Source organism: uncultured Mucilaginibacter sp. (assembly GCF_903893715.1).
In the GTDB taxonomy this organism is placed as follows: Bacteria; Bacteroidota; Bacteroidia; order Sphingobacteriales; family Sphingobacteriaceae; genus Mucilaginibacter.
In genome coordinates, this window is record NZ_CAITNG010000023.1 from 15,008 (window position 1) to 34,591 (window position 19,584).

The 19,584-nt window shown below is 45.2% G+C and carries 15 protein-coding genes and 1 tRNA gene; 6 read left to right on the plus strand and 10 right to left on the minus strand.

What is annotated here, in order from left to right; translation table 11 throughout:
* Positions 1-130 precede the first annotated feature (130 nt).
* Positions 131-505 carry a VOC family protein gene (locus QZX97_RS02455; RefSeq protein ID WP_295650052.1) on the plus strand — a complete coding sequence of 125 codons (375 nt, stop codon included), beginning with the start codon at positions 131-133 and terminating at the stop codon, positions 503-505.
* A 92-nt stretch (positions 506-597) separates the two neighbouring features.
* On the opposite strand, the gene QZX97_RS02460 is transcribed toward QZX97_RS02455, so the two are convergent.
* Positions 598-732, minus strand: a complete 135-nt coding sequence (locus QZX97_RS02460; protein ID WP_295664136.1) for a hypothetical protein — start codon at positions 730-732, stop codon at positions 598-600.
* Positions 733-838: 106 nt separating this feature from the next.
* Here QZX97_RS02460 and QZX97_RS02465 point away from each other — a divergent pair, with 106 nt between their 5' ends.
* Complete coding sequence (locus QZX97_RS02465) at positions 839-1,408, plus strand: Crp/Fnr family transcriptional regulator (protein ID WP_295650049.1); 570 nt, start codon at positions 839-841, stop codon at positions 1,406-1,408.
* A gap of 70 nt (positions 1,409-1,478) precedes the next feature.
* The gene (locus tag QZX97_RS02470) at positions 1,479-1,850 is read left to right on the plus strand and encodes a DUF4260 domain-containing protein (protein WP_295650047.1); all 372 of its coding nucleotides are present in this window, start codon (positions 1,479-1,481) and stop codon (positions 1,848-1,850) included.
* Here the strand turns inward: QZX97_RS02470 and tsaD are convergent.
* Positions 1,847-2,848 carry a tRNA (adenosine(37)-N6)-threonylcarbamoyltransferase complex transferase subunit TsaD gene (gene tsaD / locus QZX97_RS02475; protein ID WP_295650044.1) on the minus strand — a complete coding sequence of 334 codons (1,002 nt, stop codon included), beginning with the start codon at positions 2,846-2,848 and terminating at the stop codon, positions 1,847-1,849. The two genes, QZX97_RS02470 and tsaD, sit on opposite strands and share 4 nt — an antisense overlap.
* A gap of 67 nt (positions 2,849-2,915) precedes the next feature.
* Between tsaD and QZX97_RS02480 the strand changes: the two genes are divergently transcribed.
* Positions 2,916-7,349 (plus strand): translocation/assembly module TamB domain-containing protein, encoded by a 4,434-nt coding sequence (locus tag QZX97_RS02480; RefSeq protein WP_295650043.1) that lies wholly within the window; start codon positions 2,916-2,918, stop codon positions 7,347-7,349.
* A 5-nt stretch (positions 7,350-7,354) separates the two neighbouring features.
* On the opposite strand, the gene QZX97_RS02485 is transcribed toward QZX97_RS02480, so the two are convergent.
* The 3 genes from QZX97_RS02485 to QZX97_RS02495 all read right to left on the minus strand — a co-directional run bounded on the left by QZX97_RS02485 (position 7,355) and on the right by QZX97_RS02495 (position 10,513).
* Positions 7,355-8,560: a bifunctional 3,4-dihydroxy-2-butanone-4-phosphate synthase/GTP cyclohydrolase II gene (locus tag QZX97_RS02485; RefSeq protein ID WP_295650041.1), complete on the minus strand. Its 1,206-nt coding sequence runs from the start codon at positions 8,558-8,560 to the stop codon at positions 7,355-7,357.
* A gap of 105 nt (positions 8,561-8,665) precedes the next feature.
* Positions 8,666-10,102, minus strand: a complete 1,437-nt coding sequence (locus QZX97_RS02490; RefSeq protein ID WP_295650039.1) for an LptF/LptG family permease — start codon at positions 10,100-10,102, stop codon at positions 8,666-8,668.
* 30 nt (positions 10,103-10,132) lie between these two features.
* Positions 10,133-10,513 carry an START-like domain-containing protein gene (locus QZX97_RS02495; RefSeq protein WP_295650037.1) on the minus strand — a complete coding sequence of 127 codons (381 nt, stop codon included), beginning with the start codon at positions 10,511-10,513 and terminating at the stop codon, positions 10,133-10,135.
* Between the two features lie 154 nt (positions 10,514-10,667).
* Between QZX97_RS02495 and QZX97_RS02500 the strand changes: the two genes are divergently transcribed.
* Both QZX97_RS02500 and QZX97_RS02505 read left to right on the plus strand, forming a co-directional pair.
* Positions 10,668-10,741, plus strand: a tRNA-Met gene (locus QZX97_RS02500).
* 48 nt (positions 10,742-10,789) lie between these two features.
* Positions 10,790-10,966, plus strand: coding sequence for a GIY-YIG nuclease family protein (locus QZX97_RS02505; protein WP_295650035.1), 177 nt, complete (start codon positions 10,790-10,792; stop codon positions 10,964-10,966).
* 330 nt (positions 10,967-11,296) lie between these two features.
* On the opposite strand, the gene QZX97_RS02510 is transcribed toward QZX97_RS02505, so the two are convergent.
* The 5 genes from QZX97_RS02510 to QZX97_RS02530 all read right to left on the minus strand — a co-directional run bounded on the left by QZX97_RS02510 (position 11,297) and on the right by QZX97_RS02530 (position 19,528).
* A complete protein-coding gene (locus QZX97_RS02510) occupies positions 11,297-12,694 on the minus strand; it encodes an NAD(P)(+) transhydrogenase (Re/Si-specific) subunit beta (protein ID WP_295650033.1) in 1,398 nt (465 codons plus the stop codon).
* A gap of 1 nt (position 12,695) precedes the next feature.
* Positions 12,696-13,034 carry an NAD(P) transhydrogenase subunit alpha gene (locus tag QZX97_RS02515; RefSeq protein ID WP_295650031.1) on the minus strand — a complete coding sequence of 113 codons (339 nt, stop codon included), beginning with the start codon at positions 13,032-13,034 and terminating at the stop codon, positions 12,696-12,698.
* Positions 13,009-14,163, minus strand: a complete 1,155-nt coding sequence (locus QZX97_RS02520) for an NAD(P) transhydrogenase subunit alpha (protein ID WP_295650030.1) — start codon at positions 14,161-14,163, stop codon at positions 13,009-13,011. The genes QZX97_RS02515 and QZX97_RS02520 overlap by 26 nt, the downstream gene beginning before the upstream one ends.
* A gap of 143 nt (positions 14,164-14,306) precedes the next feature.
* Complete coding sequence (nifJ, locus tag QZX97_RS02525) at positions 14,307-17,879, minus strand: pyruvate:ferredoxin (flavodoxin) oxidoreductase (protein WP_295650029.1); 3,573 nt, start codon at positions 17,877-17,879, stop codon at positions 14,307-14,309.
* 32 nt (positions 17,880-17,911) lie between these two features.
* Entirely contained in the window at positions 17,912-19,528 is a 1,617-nt protein-coding gene (locus QZX97_RS02530; RefSeq protein ID WP_295650027.1) for an NAD(P)-binding protein, read from the minus strand.
* Positions 19,529-19,584 lie beyond the last annotated feature (56 nt).

A 19,584-nucleotide genomic window follows, 5' to 3' on the forward strand; every position in this document is an offset into this window, starting at 1 on the left:
CTACCGGGGAGCTTTTTTGTTTGGGTCATTTCGCTTTGGGCTTTTAGCTTTATGCTTTCAGCTTTTTTCCTTTTTAATTTTGATTTTTGAATTATTATTGCTAATTTTATTAGTAATTAATCAACAACAAATGGAAACACTATCACCAAACTTGTTCGTGAATGACATGAACACGACTATTGAGTTTTATAAAATTTTAGGCTTTAATACTGTGATGACGGTGCCCGAAGAAGGCGATTACGACTGGGCGATGATGATGAACGACGAAGTCACCTTCATGTTCCAAACCTTTGCCAGCCTGGGGGAAGAAATACCTGCCATTAACCGTACAGACGGCGGCTCATTGCTCTTTTACATCAAACTAAAAGGCATCCGTAAATTTTTTGAGGAGATAGAAGATAAGGTAACCGTGCTAAAAGGCCTCGATAAAACCTTTTACGGCGCCACCGAGTTTTCTATACAGGACAATAACGGTTACGTGCTTACCTTTGCCGAAGACGAGTAATTTATCGAAGAGAACATTGCACGTAAAGTCGCGAAGACGCAAAGTTCAGTGGCACACACTTAGCGTCTTATACGGCTTTGCGCGAGCTTTAATTACAAGCCCCGTGTCTTCAAATACATATACACAATACCTACCACAACAATCACAGCTAAGATGAGCAATCCTGATCTGCGGTGGCGCTTGTCCTGCCACATGATCCAGCCGAGGCCGGCTACAAGGGGTATCACAAAAATGAGCCAGAATATTAAGGAAGGTCCGCTAAAATACATTGTCGATAAAATATAAAGTTTTGGCCATATTTGGATAGTCAAACCAGCCGGGCGCAAAGATACAATGAATGAACTGGAAAACTACATCCACCACTATTTTAGCATCAGTATTGATGATTGTAAAAAAATAGCCAGCCTGTTTAAAACCGAAAGTATTGCTAAAGGCGATTTTTATTTAAAAACCGACAGGCAATGCAACAGGTTAAGTTTCATTCGCGATGGGCTAATGCGGATATATGTCAACCTTCCCGATGCTGAGGTAACCCAATGGATAGGTACGCCGGGCTATTTTATCACCGACCTGTCGGCTTTCCTGTTCCGTAATCCCGCCCGTTGGAATATACAGGCCTTAACCGATGTAAACCTCTATACCATTAGCTATGACGATTATATCCAAATCGGCAAAATACTACCCAAATGGAACGAGCTTGAAAAACTCTTCATCGGTAAGTGTTTTATAACCCTCGAAAACCGGGTTTTCGACCATCTGTCACTATCAGCTGAAGAACGTTATAAACGACTCTTTGAGCAAAATCGCGAACTTTTTAACCAAGTACCGCTACAATATATTGCTTCTATGCTCGGCATGACACCCGAAACCTTTAGTCGCATCCGCCGCAAACTCATTTCTTGATTTTTGTCAAGCGCAAACCACGCTTTCGTAACGCAACTTTGTCATAACAAAACATCAAAAACAAATTGTTATGAAAACGATAATCAAATTAGAAGAAGCAGCGATGACTGCTGTCGGCATTTATTTTTTAACACAATACAACCTGGGTATCCCGGTATGGCTGTGGGTCCTGTTATTTTTTACCCCCGATATTGGTATGCTCGGCTACCTCGTCAACACGCAAGTGGGCGCATTTTGTTATAACCTTTTCCATCATAAAGGTATAGCGCTGTGCATAGCCGCCTTAGGTTTCTTTACCCATCATGATGTTGCTACGGCCATCGGCATCCTGCTGTTCGCGCATTCCTCTTTCGATAGGATGATGGATTACGGGTTGAAATATAGCGATGCCTTTAAGCATACACACCTGGGCTGGTTGCCCGATAAGAAACAAGCGGCTTAAAATGGCATACGTGCCAATGGTGCAATATCCTGCCCAACAAAATCTTTGTCGAGGTATTTATAGTAGCCGGCTATGGCGATCATTGCGGCATTATCGGTACAGTACTCAAATTTAGGGATAAAACTTTCCCAACCTTTTTGTGCGCACAGATCGGTCAATCCCTGCCGCAAGCCTGTATTGGCCGATACCCCGCCCGCTAAAGCCAGTTGGGTAATGCCATATTTTTCGGCAGCTTTCCTGAATTTATTTAGTAAAATGGTCACCACACGTTTCTCAACCGAAGCGCAAATATCGGCCATGTTCTTTTCCAAAAATTGCGGGTCGGTAGCAACGTTATCTCGTATAAAATATAGTATCGAAGTCTTTAATCCGCTAAAGCTAAAATCAAACCCGGGTATGTTCGGTTCGGGGAAGGGGTAAGCATCCGCATTGCCCAAACGGGCGTATTTATCTATCAGCGGTCCGCCGGGATAAGGCAATCCTAATATCTTGCTCGTCTTGTCCAAAGCCTCGCCGGCCGCATCATCCAATGTTTGGCCAATGATTTCCATATCAAAATAGTTTTTCACCAAAACTATTTGCGTATGCCCGCCCGAAACCGTGAGGCATAAAAAAGGGAATTTCGGTTTTGTCTCACCAATAAAATGTGCCAATACATGCGCCTGCATGTGGTTTACCTCGATAAGCGGCAGGTTTTTGGCCAGCGCGAACGACTTGGCAAACGATACCCCAACTAATAATGAGCCTAAAAGCCCCGGACCGCGCGTAAATGCTACGGCATCAATATCATTTTTGCTTACTTTTGCGTTTACTATTGCCTGCTGTACAGCGGGAATGATATTTTGCTGATGTACGCGCGATGCCAGTTCGGGCACAACGCCGCCATAAGCCGCATGGATTGTTTGATTGGCAATAATATTGCTTAGTATTTTACCATCAACACAAACAGAGGCACTGGTTTCATCGCACGAAGATTCAATTCCTAGTATAACAGCCACAGCAGTAATTTAAATAGGGGACAAAGTTATTAAAAAACTACTCAAAATAGCGTTATGGATAGTATTGGTGCTGATAGTTCTCTTCAGTTCAATCATATTAGCGTTCAGATTAAAATCCGTACAAACATGGGCCGCAAAAAAGGCTGCTATTTACCTGTCCAAAAAACTAAACACCACCGTAGGTATTTCAAGTTTGTATATCAAACCATTCTCGTCGGTAACGCTCGATAGTTTGTATGTGCTCGACCAGCAAAAAGACACCCTGCTCAGCACACCCGAACTCACTGTCGATTTGTTCAATTTTTCCATTTTTAGCAGCATACAAAACCGCACCATTGTTTTAAGCAATATACAATTGGATAACGGGTCTATATACATCAAACGGCAAAAAGATAGTACCAGCAATTTCAAATTTATCCTGGATTCCCTCAGATCCAAGGATACGGTAAAAACTCCGGGCAAGCCATGGAACATCAGCTTCGAAAAAATCACTTTAAACAACCTGCGTTTCAGGTACAAAAACCAACTGAGCAACGAAGTCAATATCGACCATGTAAACTTTAACGATATCGATGTAAAACGTTTCTCCACAGTGCTGACCAACCTCGACTTGAAGCACCACCTGTTTAAAGCAGATATACAAAATCTGCGGCTCAACGAAAAAAGCGGATTCGACATCAAAAAACTTACTACTACGGCTATCATTGATAGTAACCAGATCACGTTAAAAAACCTCGACCTGGTTACCAACCGCTCAACCGTGAAAAACTATTTCAGGATGAAGTTCAAATCGTACGACGATTTCTCGGACTTTGAAAACAAAGTAGTGATGGATGCCGATTTTAAATCCGCGCGTATTTCATCGCTGGACATAGGGTATTTTACCGTCAACCTGCAACACACCTATTTCGACTTAGGTGTTACCGGCCGTATTAAAGGTTTGGTTAATAATTTACAAGCCAAAAACCTGATGGTAACCGCCGGCCAGGCCACCTATATTAAAGGCGATTTTAACCTGAAAGGACTGCCCAATTGGGACAAAACCTTCCTCGAATTAAAATTCGATCAGATAGCCTCTAATAAAAAGGATATCGATTTACTGTACAGTCGGTTCACAGGGCACCCAAACAGCCGCGTGCCGGATGTTATAGCAAAATTCGGCAACTTCAATTTCTCGGGCCAGTTTAGCGGCTTTCAAAACGATTTTGTGGCCTATGGCGATTTCAAGACCAAACTGGGCCGTTTTAGTTCAGATATCCACCTTAAATTTGATAAGGCCGGGGTACCAAGCTACAGCGGCAAAGCAAGCACTTTCGATTTTGACTTGGGCACATTGGTGGATAACGACTTGCTGGGCCGCACAACATTTAATGCAAATGTCAACGGCCACGGCTTCGATATCAATAACTTATCGAGCAAGGTAGATGGTAAATTAGCTTATTTTGATTTTAAAGGCTACCGTTATAATAACTTGACTGTGAACGGCACCTTCAATAAAAAGAAGTTTGAAGGGGCGCTCTTGGTTGACGACAAAAACCTTAACCTCAATTTTTCGGGCGACGTGGATCTGAGCGAAAAACTGCCCAAATACAGTTTTTATGCCGAAATAAAAGGCGCGAAATTGAATGAGCTTAAATTGATGAAAGATACCGTAGCCGTTGATGCCCAACTCACCACCAACTTCTCCGGCACCAACATCAATAACATCGATGGCAGCATCCTGTTAAAAGCCATTAAACTACAAAAACCTGCGAAAGGCTACACTATCGATTCGGTATACTTCATCGCATCAGGAAAAGAAAATGCCAGGCAAGTATTGCTCGAATCGGATTTGGCCCAAGGCAGTATAAAAGGAAGTTATGATTTGGGCTCACTACCCGATTATTTCAAAACCATCGCCAATAAATACATCCCTTCGCTAAAAATGGAAATCGGCGATATAAAGCCACAAAACTTTTCGCTCGATTTCAAGATCAGGAAAATCGACCCGCTCGCACAGTTTTTTGCACCATCCCTCAGCTTTCCCGACCAAGGCAGCATTGCAGGCAAATTTAACTCAATAGATAGGACAGCCGTATTAACCGGTTCGGTAAAAACCATTAAATACAACGGGCTTGTTTTTCACGATTTGGTTATTGACGAAAGCACCAATGACAAAACCATGGACCTTAACCTGGCCCTAACCAAGATAAACTTTAGCGATAGCCTTTTTGTTAAAGACATTAACATCACCAATTTTTTACAGCGCGACAGTTTAAACTTCAACGTTAAACTATCCGACAAAAACGCGGTCAACCAACTCGACTTATACGGCCTTTTTAAGTTTAACGGCGATACTACTGCAGCCCTGCAACTGCTGCCGTCCGACATTATTTTGGAGCATAAAACATGGCGCCTAAAAGAAAATGTACAGATAAAGATTGCACAGGATAAAGTTCAGATAGATGGGTTTGAGATGTCATATGGTCCTCAAAAAATCAAGATCAATGGCATCATATCGCCCGACCCCGCCGATATCCTGGCACTCAGTTTCGAGCGGTTCAACATGAATACCCTGGATCAGCTAAGCAAGGCCAGTGGTGTGTTTCTAAACGGCACCATGAACGGCGATATTAAGCTTTCGTCGCTACGCCATAAGCCTGCTTTCGAATCAAACCTTGCCATCGACTCGCTGGCGCTCAACGGAACCGTATTGGGCGACGTTAAATTTATTACCAAACTGGCCGAGCCTGATAACGTACTGAACACCAAGTTGAGCATATTCAACAAAGCGCTCGAAACCTTAACTGCTACCGGCACTTACGACCTTAGCCCTACTGATAACACGTTAGACTTTGCTTTAAAAATGAACCAAACACAGGCCATTGTTTTGCAGCCATTTGTAAAAAGCCTGGTATCAAATTTAAAAGGCGCGCTTTCATCCGATCTTACACTGCGCGGCACCCTTTCCAAACCGCTTATCAATGGAACGCTTACCTTCGAAAATACAGGGCTAACCGTGAACTATTTAAAAACGCCCTATATCATCAACGATAAGGTAACCGTCGACAATAGCCTCATCAAACTCGACAACTTAAACATAACCGACGGCCGGGGCGGTGTTGGCATAGCCAACGGCACGGTCGATTTGAGCGGCGCGCTTTCCAATCCGGTATTGAATGTTGACATTGATGTAAAAAACCTCCTCACGCTCAATACCACTTTTAAAGACAACCGACTGTACTACGGAACCGCCTTTGGCTCGGGTAAGTTTTCCTTTGCGGGACCGATTGACAACATGCGTATCAACATAAAAGCAAGAACCGAAGCGGGTACCATATTCAATATACCGCTAAATACTTCAAGTACCGCTTCCGACTATGACTTTATCCAATACGTAAACCCAACTGATACCACCAAAACGCAAAAAAAAGGGAACTCCTTTAAAGGGGTTACCCTAAACTTCGACCTTTCGGCTGACGAAAAAACGACAGTTAAAATATATACCGACTATGGTGTGTTGACAGGCAACGGCATAGCCAATAACCTTAGCTTGAACATCAGCAGTCTGGGCGATTTTAGTATGTACGGCTCCTACCTTATTTCCACGGGTAAGTTTGAGTTTACTGCAAAAAGTGTGATCAGTAAGTTGTTCCAGGTTAGCCAGGGTGGTACTATCAGCTGGGCCGGCGACCCGCTTAATGCCACCATCGACCTAAAAACAATTTATGAGGTGAGGGCAAACGTAGGCGACCTGTATGCTGCGGCGGGTCTCGCCCCTTCAAACGGTAACAATACCAAATACGAATTGGTACAGGCCCAACTTAATTTAAGTGGCGCGCTAATAAAACCACACATCGATTTTGATTTTAGTTTTCCAAACGATCCTAACGTAAAAGACGATTTAGGCACATATTTAGCTGATAATACCAACCGCAATACACAAGCGTTAAGCTTGATTGTAAGGCAGCAATTTGCCACATCATCAAACAACAATGTAGGCACCACTGCGCAAGGCGTTGTTACCGAGTATGTTTTTAACCAGTTCAACAGCCTTTTCGCGCAATCAAACATTAAGTATTTCGATTTCAACATCCGCAGCACGCAAAATGCAAGCGCCACCCTGCATTTTTTTGGCGATCGCTTGTTGCTAAACGGTAGTTTGTTTAGTAGCCAGGGCAATAGCGAGTTGTTTGGCAACTCAACAACCAGCCTGTTTAACCAAAGCTTAAACAGCAACAACATTACTAAAGATTTTGGCGTACAATACCTCATCCGCAAAGATGGTAACCTGTTAGGCACCTACTCATACCGGGTACTAAACAGTACATCGGTCAATACATTCAACAGTCAGATAGACCTGCAATACGTAAATGGCGTGGGTTTAGTTTACCGCCGCGATTTCGACACCTTCGGCGAATTTTTCAAAAATATTTTGGGCGGTAAAAAACCAGCCAAAAAGGACACAGCTAAAGCTGTAGGCCCGGCAATACCGGCAAAAGACGAAGACGATAATCCGTAAACGTTTTAGTGTTTCAACAAAATGGAATGGCCCATTTTATCGCGTTTGGTTTTTAAATAAGTTTCGTTATGCGGGTTAGGTTTAATTTCCATCGCAACGTTTTCAACTACCTCTAAACCATAACCAACCAAGCCGGCACGTTTTTTAGGATTATTGGTCATTAACCTCATTTTAGTCACATTAAGGCTGCGTAATATCTGGGCACCTACGCCATAGTCGCGCTGATCCATTTTAAATCCAAGCTTTAAATTGGCCTCAACTGTATCAAACCCGTTTTCCTGCAGGTTATATGCTTTTAGTTTATTGATGAGCCCTATGCCACGGCCCTCCTGGTTCATATACAAAATAACGCCCTTGCCTTCCTTTTCTATCATTTCCATGGCTTTGTGCAACTGCGGGCCGCAATCGCACCTGCACGATCCGAATATATCGCCCGTAACGCACGAACTATGCACCCGCACCAAAACAGGTTCATCATCCGCCCAGGTACCTTTTACCAATGCCAGGTGGCTCTCGCCTGTATCAAGCTGCGTATAGGCAACCATATCAAAAACACCATATTCGGTTGGCAGCTTAACCGATACTTCTTTACGGATCAGCGTTTCGTGCTCCAATCGGTACGATATCAGGTCCTTTACCGAAACAACCTTCATGTCAAACTCTTTTGCAAACACCAAAAGATCATCCAGGCGCGCCATCTCGCCATCCTCTTTCATTATCTCGCAAATTACGCCCGCAGGTTCAAAACCTGCCATTACGGCAAGGTCAACAGCCGCTTCGGTATGGCCTGCACGACGCAGCACACCGCCATCTTTGGCTATGAGCGGGAATATATGCCCAGGCCTGCCCAAATCTTCTGGCTTGGTGGCGGGGTCAATTAGTGCAAGGGTAGTTTTGGAACGGTCTGTAGCCGATATGCCGGTGGTACAACCGTTGCCTATCAAATCCACCGATACAGTAAAGTTTGTCTCGTGCGAGGAGGTGTTATGCCCAACCATAGGCTCAAGCCCAAGCTCAGTGGCGCGTGCCTGTGTTATTGGGGTACATATCAGGCCGCGGCCATAACGGGCCATAAAATTAATGGCCTCGGGGCTTGCAAAACGTGCGGCAGTTAAAAAATCACCCTCGTTCTCACGGTCATCATCATCAACAACAATTACTATCTTGCCTGCCTTTATATCCTCTATCGCTTCGCTTATGGTATTTAACATCTCAATATAATTTAATGCTATTAATAAAAGCCGCTTGACAACTTAGTCAATATTGGTGCAAAGGTAATCAACTATAATACTTATGGCAGTCGGTTTAATGTAAAATCAACGGCGGTGCAGTTTCTGTTTCAGCTGCCTAAACAGGTCGGTAAAAAAACGTTTATAAATCTCGGCATCAAACAAAACCGAATCGTTGGCTGCTTTGTACGATAAAAACAGCCCGACAGGTGTCATGAAAATAATAGCTATCCAGGTGCCGAATATAGGTGGCAACGACCCTCCCTGCGCCGATTTTTCTCCAATGCTCGTGATAATAAAATAAATCAGGAAGAATATCACCGATATAACCACCGGCAAGCCAAGGCCCCCTTTGCGTATAATGGCCCCAAGCGGTGCGCCGATAAAAAACAACATCAAACATGCAGCCGATAAGGTGAATTTCTTTTGGTACTCCACCAAATACCTGCGCAAAATACTTTGTTTTTCCATATATTCTGCTGTTTTATCTGCCACCATGCTCTTTATTGTCTTTGCTTCCGCGTTTGCGTTTTGCACTGTCGTTAATTGCAAATCGGCCCGAATAGCATCGATAACCCGCCCATGTGGAACTACTGTTTTATAGCCCGGCACCGGTTTATGTGGCACGGTAAAGTACTTTATATTGGGGATCATGATGGCAAAATTCGCTTCATCAACCTTGTCAACTTGTTTTTTTACAATTTTAAACGTATCGGCCAGTTGCTTTGAACTCAACATTGGAAACGAGCCTTTGAAAAGCGATTCGGGGGTTCGTTTCGGTGTAAATGCCGACAGGTCAAGCTTTTCCTCGGTCTCTTTAAAATAGAAACGTGTAAACCTCTGCCTCGGGTTATAAGACTGGTCGGGGCTCGACTCTTCGTACCGCACACCATCTTTCAGCTTTAATAAAAGGTACGTATTGTCGGGCGATTTAGTCATTACCCCTTCTTTCGCGAAAATAACATTGTTGCCTGATGACGTCCCGATCCGCTGATAGATCATAATATCATATAACCGCCGGCCGTCAGGGTCTTTTCTCCCTACACGTATAGTGTAGCCTGGGAAACTATTGTTAAAAACACCAACATTGATCAGCTTAGCCGATTTTTGCTCGCGCACACTATACAACAACGCAAAAAACTTGTAATTTGCTATCGGCAGCATATAATCCGAAAAAGCGAAAGCTGCCACGCTAAGTATGCTTACTACAATAACCATGGGGTAAAGCGCGCGGGTTAACGATATACCTGCCGACTTTATAGCTACCAGTTCGTAGTTTTCGCCTAAAGTGCCATACGTCATGATGGAGGATAACAGCACAGACAAGGGTAGTGCCATAGCCACATTGGTTGCCGAAGCATACAACATTAATTCACCAATGGTGTACCATTCAAAACCTTTTCCCACCATATCGTCGATGTATTTCCACAGAAACAACATCAGCAACACAAACATTACAATGAAAAAGGTGACTAAAAACGGCCTTATGAAGGCCTTTAAAATTAAGAGATGTATCTTTTTCACAAAACAAAAATAAGGAATTAATTATCCTTATTACGCACCCAAAACGCTTATCAGGTAATCTATCTGGTTATCCCATATCAGTTTGCGCTCGGCTATGTTTTCTTCGGGAGCAAAATCGGTAACACTTAAAGCCACATCGTTGGTCAGCTCATCCTGTATAATTTCCATCTCAAAAAAACATTGCGGCTCATCGTCCAACCATTTAAACTTCACCGATTTATATTCCTTTAAACCCAGCAACTTTGCCTTCTGCTCTTCGCCGTCCCAGGTAAAAGTATATATCTGATCCCTAACATTTACGTCGTCGGCAAACCATTGGGCAAGGCCGTTGGGTTCGTTTAAAAAGCCATATAGTATTCTGGGTGATGATTTGATTTCGTATTCGATGTTAAATTTCTTCTTTTCCGACATGATTAAGCTACAATACTGGTCTATTAAATTACTTAGGCGTAAATGTTAACAATTTTTCTAAAGGAAACGAATTTCTGCTATATTTGCAAACCTTTTTTTAAGGGGCATTGTTATTGATAAACAGTTGCTGCTGTTTATCAATAAAATACAATCCGGCGGGGTAGCTCAGATGGTTAGAGCGTAGGATTCATAACCCTAAGGTCGGCAGTTCGATCCTGCTCCCCGCTACAAAGGCCCCTTTTAGGGGCCTTTCTTGTAAAAGCGAAATCCATGTTTATGGTATACGTTTTATACTCCCAATCTTTTAACAAAATCTACATCGGTTACACATCCGACCTTGACAACCGTTTTCTCTCCCATAACGAATTGGCAACAAAAGGATATTCTTTAAGGTACCGTCCTTGGGTTATTGCTTATACTGAAGAATTTGAAAACAAAAAGAAGCTATTGTAAGAGAAAGACAATTTAAATCACAACAGGGCAGAAAATTCATTTGGGAGTTAATTCATGAAAAATTTAATAGTTCAGATGGTTAAAGCGTAGGATTCATATCCGTTAGCTAACGGTCGGCAGTTCGATCCTGCTCCCCGCTACTTCTAATAGACTAAGCCTTTAACTGAAAAGTTAAAGGCTTTTTTTGCGATGAACAGATTCGACTGCGTACTTGGCTTTGAAACATCCAGATACAGTCGGTATTGGGTGGGCGCTCTGTTTTTATATTGCTTTTTTATATAAACAAGCAAACAAATTTTCCGCTTCCGTTTAGCATACAGTAGCATTTTATTACAGCGCTTTTACATCGCTCACTAATTGGTGCAAAACACCCTTTGCGTCCCCGAAAATCATCGAGGTATTTGGCTGGAAAAAGAGTTGGTTTTCGATACCTGCATAACCCGGGCGCATACTCCTTTTGTTTACGATAACCGTTTTGGCTTTCCCAACTTCCAAAATAGGCATACCATAAATCGGGCTCGATGGGTCGTTCTCTGCCGCAAGGTTAACCACATCGTTTGCACCGAGGATGAGCACTACGTCGGTATCGGCAAATTGTTCATTCGCGTCTTCCAACTCCAGCAATTCATCGTACGATACATCAGCTTCGGCAAGCAAAACATTCATTTGCCCCGGCATACGGCCTGCTACCGGGTGTATGGCATAACTTACCTCAACACCTTTTTCGCGCAGTAATTTTTCCAGATCGTGGCAGGCATGTTGTGCCTGGGCAACGGCTAAACCAAACCCGGGCACAATCATCACTTTGTGCGCGTAACCCATAACCATTGCCGCATCAGCCGAACTGATTTCCTTATAATCGCCTTGCTCGCCGCCTGCTGCCGGGCCTTCACCGGTTTTGGCCTCGCCGAACGAGCCGATAAGCACATTTTTGATAGAGCGGTTCATTGCCTTGCACATCAGGATGGTTAGTATAGCACCCGCAGATCCAACCAGGATACCGCCGGTAAGCATTACCGGATTATTATACAAAAAGCCGCCACAGGCCGTTGCTATGCCTGTAAATGAGTTCAATAACGAAATAACTACCGGCATATCAGCGCCTCCAATCGGCATCACAAATAAAATACCATAGACAATGGATAAGGCAAGAATGGTATAGAAAAGCACTGCAGGTTCAGCAAAGTTTCCGCTGATCAGTAAACCGCCAAGTACAACAATTACGGCCAGTACCACGAGGTTAAAAATATGCTGCCCGGGGAATGAATGATCTTTCAATTTACCACTCAATTTGCCATAAGCCACAATGCTTCCTGTAAAAGAAACACTACCGATAACCATCCCGGCTACAATGGCCAGTTCGCGCAGCGCCTGCAACTCGGTGGTTAGCCTGCCAAATTCGATGATAGAAATAAGCGCGGCACACAAACCACCCATCCCGTTAAAAATGCTCACCATTTCGGGCATGGCTGTCATATGTACTTTACGTGCCGCTATGGATCCGATTACGGTGCCGATGATCAGCGCGATAACTATCCATCCGTAATTATGAAGATGCGCCCCGTCCGACTGGTAAAAAAGGATAGTGCCCAGGATGGCAATCGTCATGCCGGCGGCTGATACCAAGTTGCCTTTGCGCGCGGTCGCCGGGTGCGACAACATTTTTAAGCCCAGGATAAATGATACGGACCCTATCAGATAGCATATCGACAATATATTAGTTTCCATGTTATTTACCTTTAGTTTGTTTAGATGGCTGTTCCTTACCGAGCTTAAACATTTCCAACATCCTATCAGTAACTACGAAGCCGCCTACCACATTGATGGTACCCACTATAACAGCGATAAAACCTAAGCTTAACGCGACGTAATTATCAGGCGATGCTTCGCCCATTACGATGATAGAACCGATGATGATTACTCCGTGGATGGCATTGGCACCGCTCATCAAAGGCGTATGTAACACCGATGGCACGCGCGAAATCACCTCTATCCCTAAAAAAACAGACAGGATAACAATATAAAATTGCTCAAGGTTGCTCTCAATGAAGTTGAGTAATGTTTCCATGATTTGGGTTTATTGTTGATAGTTTGTTGTTTACCATTTGGGAAATCACTTTTCCATCATGGGTAATACAGGTGTTGTTTACAATGCTGTCGGCAAAATCGATGGTCAGGCTACCTTCTTTATCAATCAAAGTTTTCAGAAAATTCAGCACGTTTTTACCATATAGCTTACTGGCATCTGATGGTGCCGCCGATGCCAGGTTCCCTGCACCAATTATAGTTACATTGCCATGGGTAATGGTTACATTATCTGCGGTTACTTCGGTATTGCCACCAGTTGCTGCGGCAAGGTCGATAATGACCGATCCGGGCCTCATGGTTGATATCATATCCGCGGTTACCAATATCGGCGCCTTTTTGCCAAATATCTGTGCAGTGGTAATTACTACATCTGCCTTTTTGATACTTTCGGCAATCCTCATTTTTTGCCTTTCTTTAAACTCCTCGCTTTGGTCAACCGCATAACCGCCGGCCTTTGAGGCATCTGCCGTACCTTCAACCTCCACAAATTTTGCACCCAGGCTCAATACATCCTGTTTGGCTTCGTTGCGGGTATCAAACACCTCCACCACTGCACCTAAACGCCGGGAGGTAGCAACCGCCTGTAGGCCTGCCACACCTGCCCCGAGTACCAATACTTTGGCCGGCGAACAACTGCCGGCCGCGGTCATCATCATGGGGAAATAGCGCGGGTATACCGATGCGGCCAAAATAGCGGCTTTGTACCCCGCTATGCTCGATTGTGAACTCAACACATCCATGCTTTGCGCTTTGGTGGTGCGCGGCAACATATCCAGGCTAAATACGGTAAGCAACTGGTTGTTCCAGTCTTCCACCTGATCTATATTGATAAGTGGCTGGTACACCCCAATCAGTACCTTATTTTTTAAATAAAACGGAATTTCGTTATAGTGAATGCACAACAATATGTCGGCGCCCTCAAAAATATCGGTCCTTGTTTTTATCGCGGCGCCGCTGGCGATGTATTCATCATCCATGCAAAAAGCCTTCAACCCGGCATCGGCTTCTACCCAAACCTGGATTCCATTTTTGGTCAGTGCGGCCACTTCGCCTGCCAACAGCGAAACCCTCGATTCAAATAACGGTTCTTTTAAAATTCCTATGGTCATAACATAAATAGATTAATAATGGTCGGATGTAATGGCATGATGGTCAGCAATATGTAAATCTACGCATTTGTCCCACCTGCCGCAAAGCTTGGTTTTGCACTTCTTAACTATTTTCTTCATTTACGTATTTTTTTTAAAAATGTTTATATCACCGGCGCGAACGATTCTGCTTTCCATTCCGCCATTTCTTCATAGGTCTTCCAACGAAGGTTGACTATCTCCTGGGCTATGGCCTGCAAACGCGTTGCTTCTTTTGGATTTGCAACCATCAGGCCTTTATAACGTAATTCGTTATTGGCATATTGACCAAATGGCATAGTTGGCCGCGGCGAATCGAGCACAAATGGGTTCTTTCCGGCCGAGCGCAACGCAGGGTTGTACCTAATCAAAGGCCAATAACCACTGGCAACGGCCAGGTGTTGTTGGTTTAAACCGTTTTCCATATTTATACCATGGGCAATACAATGACTGTACGCCAATATAAGCGATGGCCCGTTGTATGCCTGCGCTTCACGCATGGCCAGCAAAGTTTGCTGCGGGTTTGCACCCATAGCCACCTGAGCCACATAAACATTTCCATAAGAGATGGCTTGTAGCGCCAAATCCTTTTTGCCTACTTTTTTACCTGCTGCTGCAAATTTGGCCGTAGCCGCAGTTGGTGTAGCTTTCGACATTTGCCCGCCCGTGTTCGAATACACTTCGGTATCCAGCACCAGTATGTTCACATTGCGCCCTGTGGATAATACATGGTCCAAGCCAGATGACCCGATATCGTAAGCCCATCCATCGCCGCCGATCAGCCAAACGGTCCTTTCCACCAATTGGTCGGCTACCGACAATAGTTTGGCCGCTAACGGCTCGTTCATCTGGGCCAATTTTTCTTTTAATGCTGCTACGCGTTTGCGTTGCAATGCTATCTCCGACTCGAGTTGCTGCGGTGCATTCAACAAAGCATCTGTCATTTCGGCACCCAATTCGGGTTTTAATTCTTCGAGCAACATTCTTGCTATCGACAGTTGTTTATCTGTAGAAACGCGCATACCCAAGCCAAATTCCGCATTGTCTTCAAAGAGTGAATTTGACCAGGCCGGCCCTTTGTTGTCTTTATTTACCGACCATGGCGTAGTTGGCAAATTGCCGCCATATATTGATGAACAACCTGTGGCATTTGCCACCAACAAGCGATCGCCAAATAACTGGGTAAGCGTTTTGATATAAGGGGTTTCGCCACAACCGGCACAGGCACCCGAAAATTCGAACAAAGGTTCAAGGAACTGCGCGCCCCTTATCGACGAAAAATCGACGGTCGCCCTATCGTTAACCGGAATGCTCTCAAAAAAGCGGATATTTTCCCTTTCTGTTACTGCATCAGGCTTTTGGCCCATGTTGATTGCCTTACGGCTTGGATCCTTCAAATCAATAACCGGGCATACCTGGGCGCAAAGGTTGCAGCCGGTGCAATCTTCAAAATATACCTGTAATGTATACCTCGTTTCCGGAAAACCGCGCGCATTGATGGGTGCCGAATTGAATTGTACCGGGGCGGTATCGATATAGTCTTTATGATAAAATTTCGACCGGATTACACTATGCGGGCAAACAAAACTGCAATTGCCGCATTGTATACAAGAGTCGGATTCCCAAACGGCAATTTCTTCTGCAATATTCCTTTTTTCCCACTTGGTTGTGCCACTCGGATAGGTCCCGTCAACCGGTAACATGCTTACGGGCAACAAATCGCCGTCGCCGGCCAACATCATGGCGGTTATTTTTTGTACAAAATCAGGCGCCTCGGCGGGTACGGTAGCCAAAAGCTTTGTGGTGCTGGTAGCATTGGCCGGAATTTTCACCTCGAACAGGTTTTCAAGAGTATCGTCAACCCCCTTGAAATTTTTGAGCACTACCGCTTCACCTTTGGATTTATATGATTTGCGGATGGCTTTTTTGATTTGGTTGATAGCTTCTTCAAAAGGCAATACGCCCGATAGTGCAAAGAAACAAGTCTGCATTACTGTATTGATACGCTGACCAAGCCCGGCCACTTCGGCAACTTTTGTTGCATCGATGACATGAAACTTCAGCTTCTTTTCGATGATCTGTTCCTGCATGGTGCGGGGCAATTTGTCCCAAACTTCATCTGTACCGTAGTGGCTGTTGAGTAAAAAAACGCCCCCCGGTTTTGCAAATTTGAGCATGTCGGTTGTGCCGGTGAAGTTGTATTTATGGCAGGCGATAAAATCCGCTTGTTCGATAAGATAAGGTGCATGGATAGGGTCCTTACCAAAACGCAGGTGCGAAACCGTTTGTGCGCCCGATTTCCTTGAATCGTATACAAAATATCCTTGCGCGTGCATATCGGTTTCTTCGCCGATTATTTTGATACTGTTTTTATTGGCGCCTACGGTTCCATCGGCCCCAAGGCCATAAAAAAGCGCGCAAACCCGGTCGGCCGGTTCAATGCTGAACGAAGGGTCGAAATGAAGGCTGGTGTACGTTACATCGTCGTTAATGCCTATGGTAAACCCGTTACGAGGCCGTGGCGATTTCAAAGCCTCAAAAACACCCTTTACCATGGCCGGGGTAAATTCTTTTGACGACAGCCCATATCGGCCGCCTACTACTTTGGGTAAGTGGGATATACTGCTGTCGCTAAAGGCGTTAAACAAACCAGTTACGATATCCTGATATAAGGGCTCGCCGCCTGCGCCCGGTTCTTTCGTACGATCGAGTACAGCAATTTTTTCAACACTTGCCGGAAGTGCTTTCAATAAAAGCGACAGGGAGAACGGCCTGTAAAGCCGTACCTGGATTACGCCTACTTTTTCGCCGGTTGCATATAGCCTTTTAACGGTTTCTTTTACGGTTTCGGCACCCGACCCCATGATAACGATCAATCTTTCGGCATCCGGAGCGCCTGTATAGTCAAAGGTGTGGTAAGCCCGGCCCGTAAGCGTTTCAAATTTATCCATCGTCTCTTGTACGATGCCGGGCGTTGCGTCATAAAAAGGATTTGCGGTTTCGCGCGCCTGGAAATAAATATCCGGGTTTTGGGCAGTGCCCCTGATAAACGGCCGGTCGGGATTTAAAGCACGCGAGCGGTGGGCAAAAACCAGGTCCTCGTCTATCATCGTCCTGATCTGCTCATCCGACAACATGTTGATCTTGTTGATTTCGTGGGATGTACGGAAACCGTCAAAAAAATGCATAAAGGGTATGCGGGTTTTCAATGTTGCCGCGTGGCTGATCAAAGCCATGTCGTGCGCTTCCTGTACAGAGGCTGAAGATAGCATGGCAAAACCCGTTGTGCGGGCCGACATCACATCGCTATGGTCACCAAAAATCGACAAACCTTGTGTAGCGAGCGAACGGGCGGCCACATGAAAAACTGTCGAAGTAAGCTCTCCCGCAATTTTGAACATATTGGGCAGCATCAGCAACAAGCCCTGCGATGCCGTAAATGTTGTGGTGAGCGCACCGGTTTGCAACGACCCATGCACCACGCCGGCGGCCCCGCCTTCGCTTTGCATTTCAATTACTTCGGGCACATTGCCCCATATGTTCAATTTGCCTGCTGCGCTCCATTCATCGGCAAACTCAGCCATGGTTGAGGCCGGAGTGATCGGATAAATGGCGCAAACTTCGTTTACGCGGTAGGCTATATATGCCACGGCTTCGTTTCCGTCGAGCGTAGCTATTACTGGAAGGGTATCTGACATCGTATTATTTGTTTTAAGAAACCGGGATTATATTAGGCCCCTGGTATCATTTCTATTGCGTGGCAAGGGCATTGCTCAAAACATACAGCACAGCCCGTGCACAAATCATAATTAAATTCATAACGTTTACCTGCGCCCAGCTTAATTATTGCATTTTGGGGGCATGCACCAAAACAGCCATCACATTCAAAGCAATTACCGCACGACAGGCATCGCTGTGCTTCAAAAAGCGCTTGTTGCTCGGTAAGGCCTGCTTTTACTTCATCAAAGTTTCCTACCCTCAGGTCGGCTGGTAAATCGGTTTGTTGTATGCGTGGTGCCTGTGTAGTGTACCAGCGGTGCAGTCGTTCAAAACCCACCACCTGGTGTTTGGCCGGTATTTGATAAGGTTGTCCGCTCAAAAATCCATTGATGTAGCGTGCAGCTTTTTTGCCATGCCCAATGGCTACGGTAACACTTCGGTCGCCGGGCACCATATCGCCACCTGCAAATATGCCGCTGCTGCCTATCATCATATCTCCGCCAATCACCACCGTTCCGTCGGATTTGAACGTAATGCCCGGTATATTTTTTAAAAATCCGGTATCGGCTTCTTGACCCAATGCCAAAATCAGGTTATCTGCTTCCAGTGTCTCAAAACGTCCGGTTGGTACGGGCTTGCCATCAACCAGTTCCATTACTTCAACGGTAAAGTTGCTTCCGTCTATCTCCTTAATTGTACGCAGCCAGTTGATTTTTACGCCTTCATCCAAAGCTTCCTGAGCCTCGAAATCGTGGGCGGCCATATTTTCCCTGTCGCGGCGGTATATGATCATCGCCTCAGGCACGCCGAGGCGTTTAACGGTACGCGCCGCATCCATGGCCGTGTTACCGCCACCGTAAATAGCTACCCTGCGGCCAAGTTTAGGGGCGTTTCCTTCTTCAACCTGCTTTAACAAGGTTACGGCATCCAATATCTTTCCGGCATCCCTGCCGGGTATGTCTATTTTACGCGAAAGCTGGGTGCCTATCGCCACAAACACGGCATCAAAACCACCTTCCTCCTTTTCCTTTAATATATCCGAAACTTTATGGTTATAAACGATGTGAACACCCATGTCCACTATCCGTTGCACCTCCTGGTCCAGTTCCCGGCGCGGAAGCCGATAGGCCGGGATACCAAAATGCATCATACCGCCTGCAACAGGTCCGGCGTCGTGAATTTCAATATAATGCCCCATCGCCGAAAGGTGATAAGCAGCAGATAATCCGCTTGGGCCTGCGCCTATGATCAATATACGTTTGCCCGTGGCAGTTTCCGATGGTTGAATCTTCCAGCCGTTTTTCAATGCCTCATCGCCCAAAAACCGCTCAACCGCGTGGATACTTACCGTGCTGTCCAATTGTCCCCGGTTGCATTGGTCTTCGCAGGTGTGGTAACAAACCCTGCCGCATACCGCAGGCATGGGGTTATCTGCCATTAAAACACGCCAGGCAGCTTCAAATTTACCCTCCTGCGCCAACGATAGCCATGCCTGTATGTTTTCGCCGGCAGGGCATGCCTGGTTACATGGAGGCAACATATCTGCATATTCGGGATGTTGTTTTCTTACGGAACCCGTCCCTTCGCTATGGCTCCTCAGATCGGGTGGGAAAGTAATATCATTCATGCAGTAAAAGTACTTGGCCCTCCGAACACATTACGTGCAGCCCCTCATGAATATAA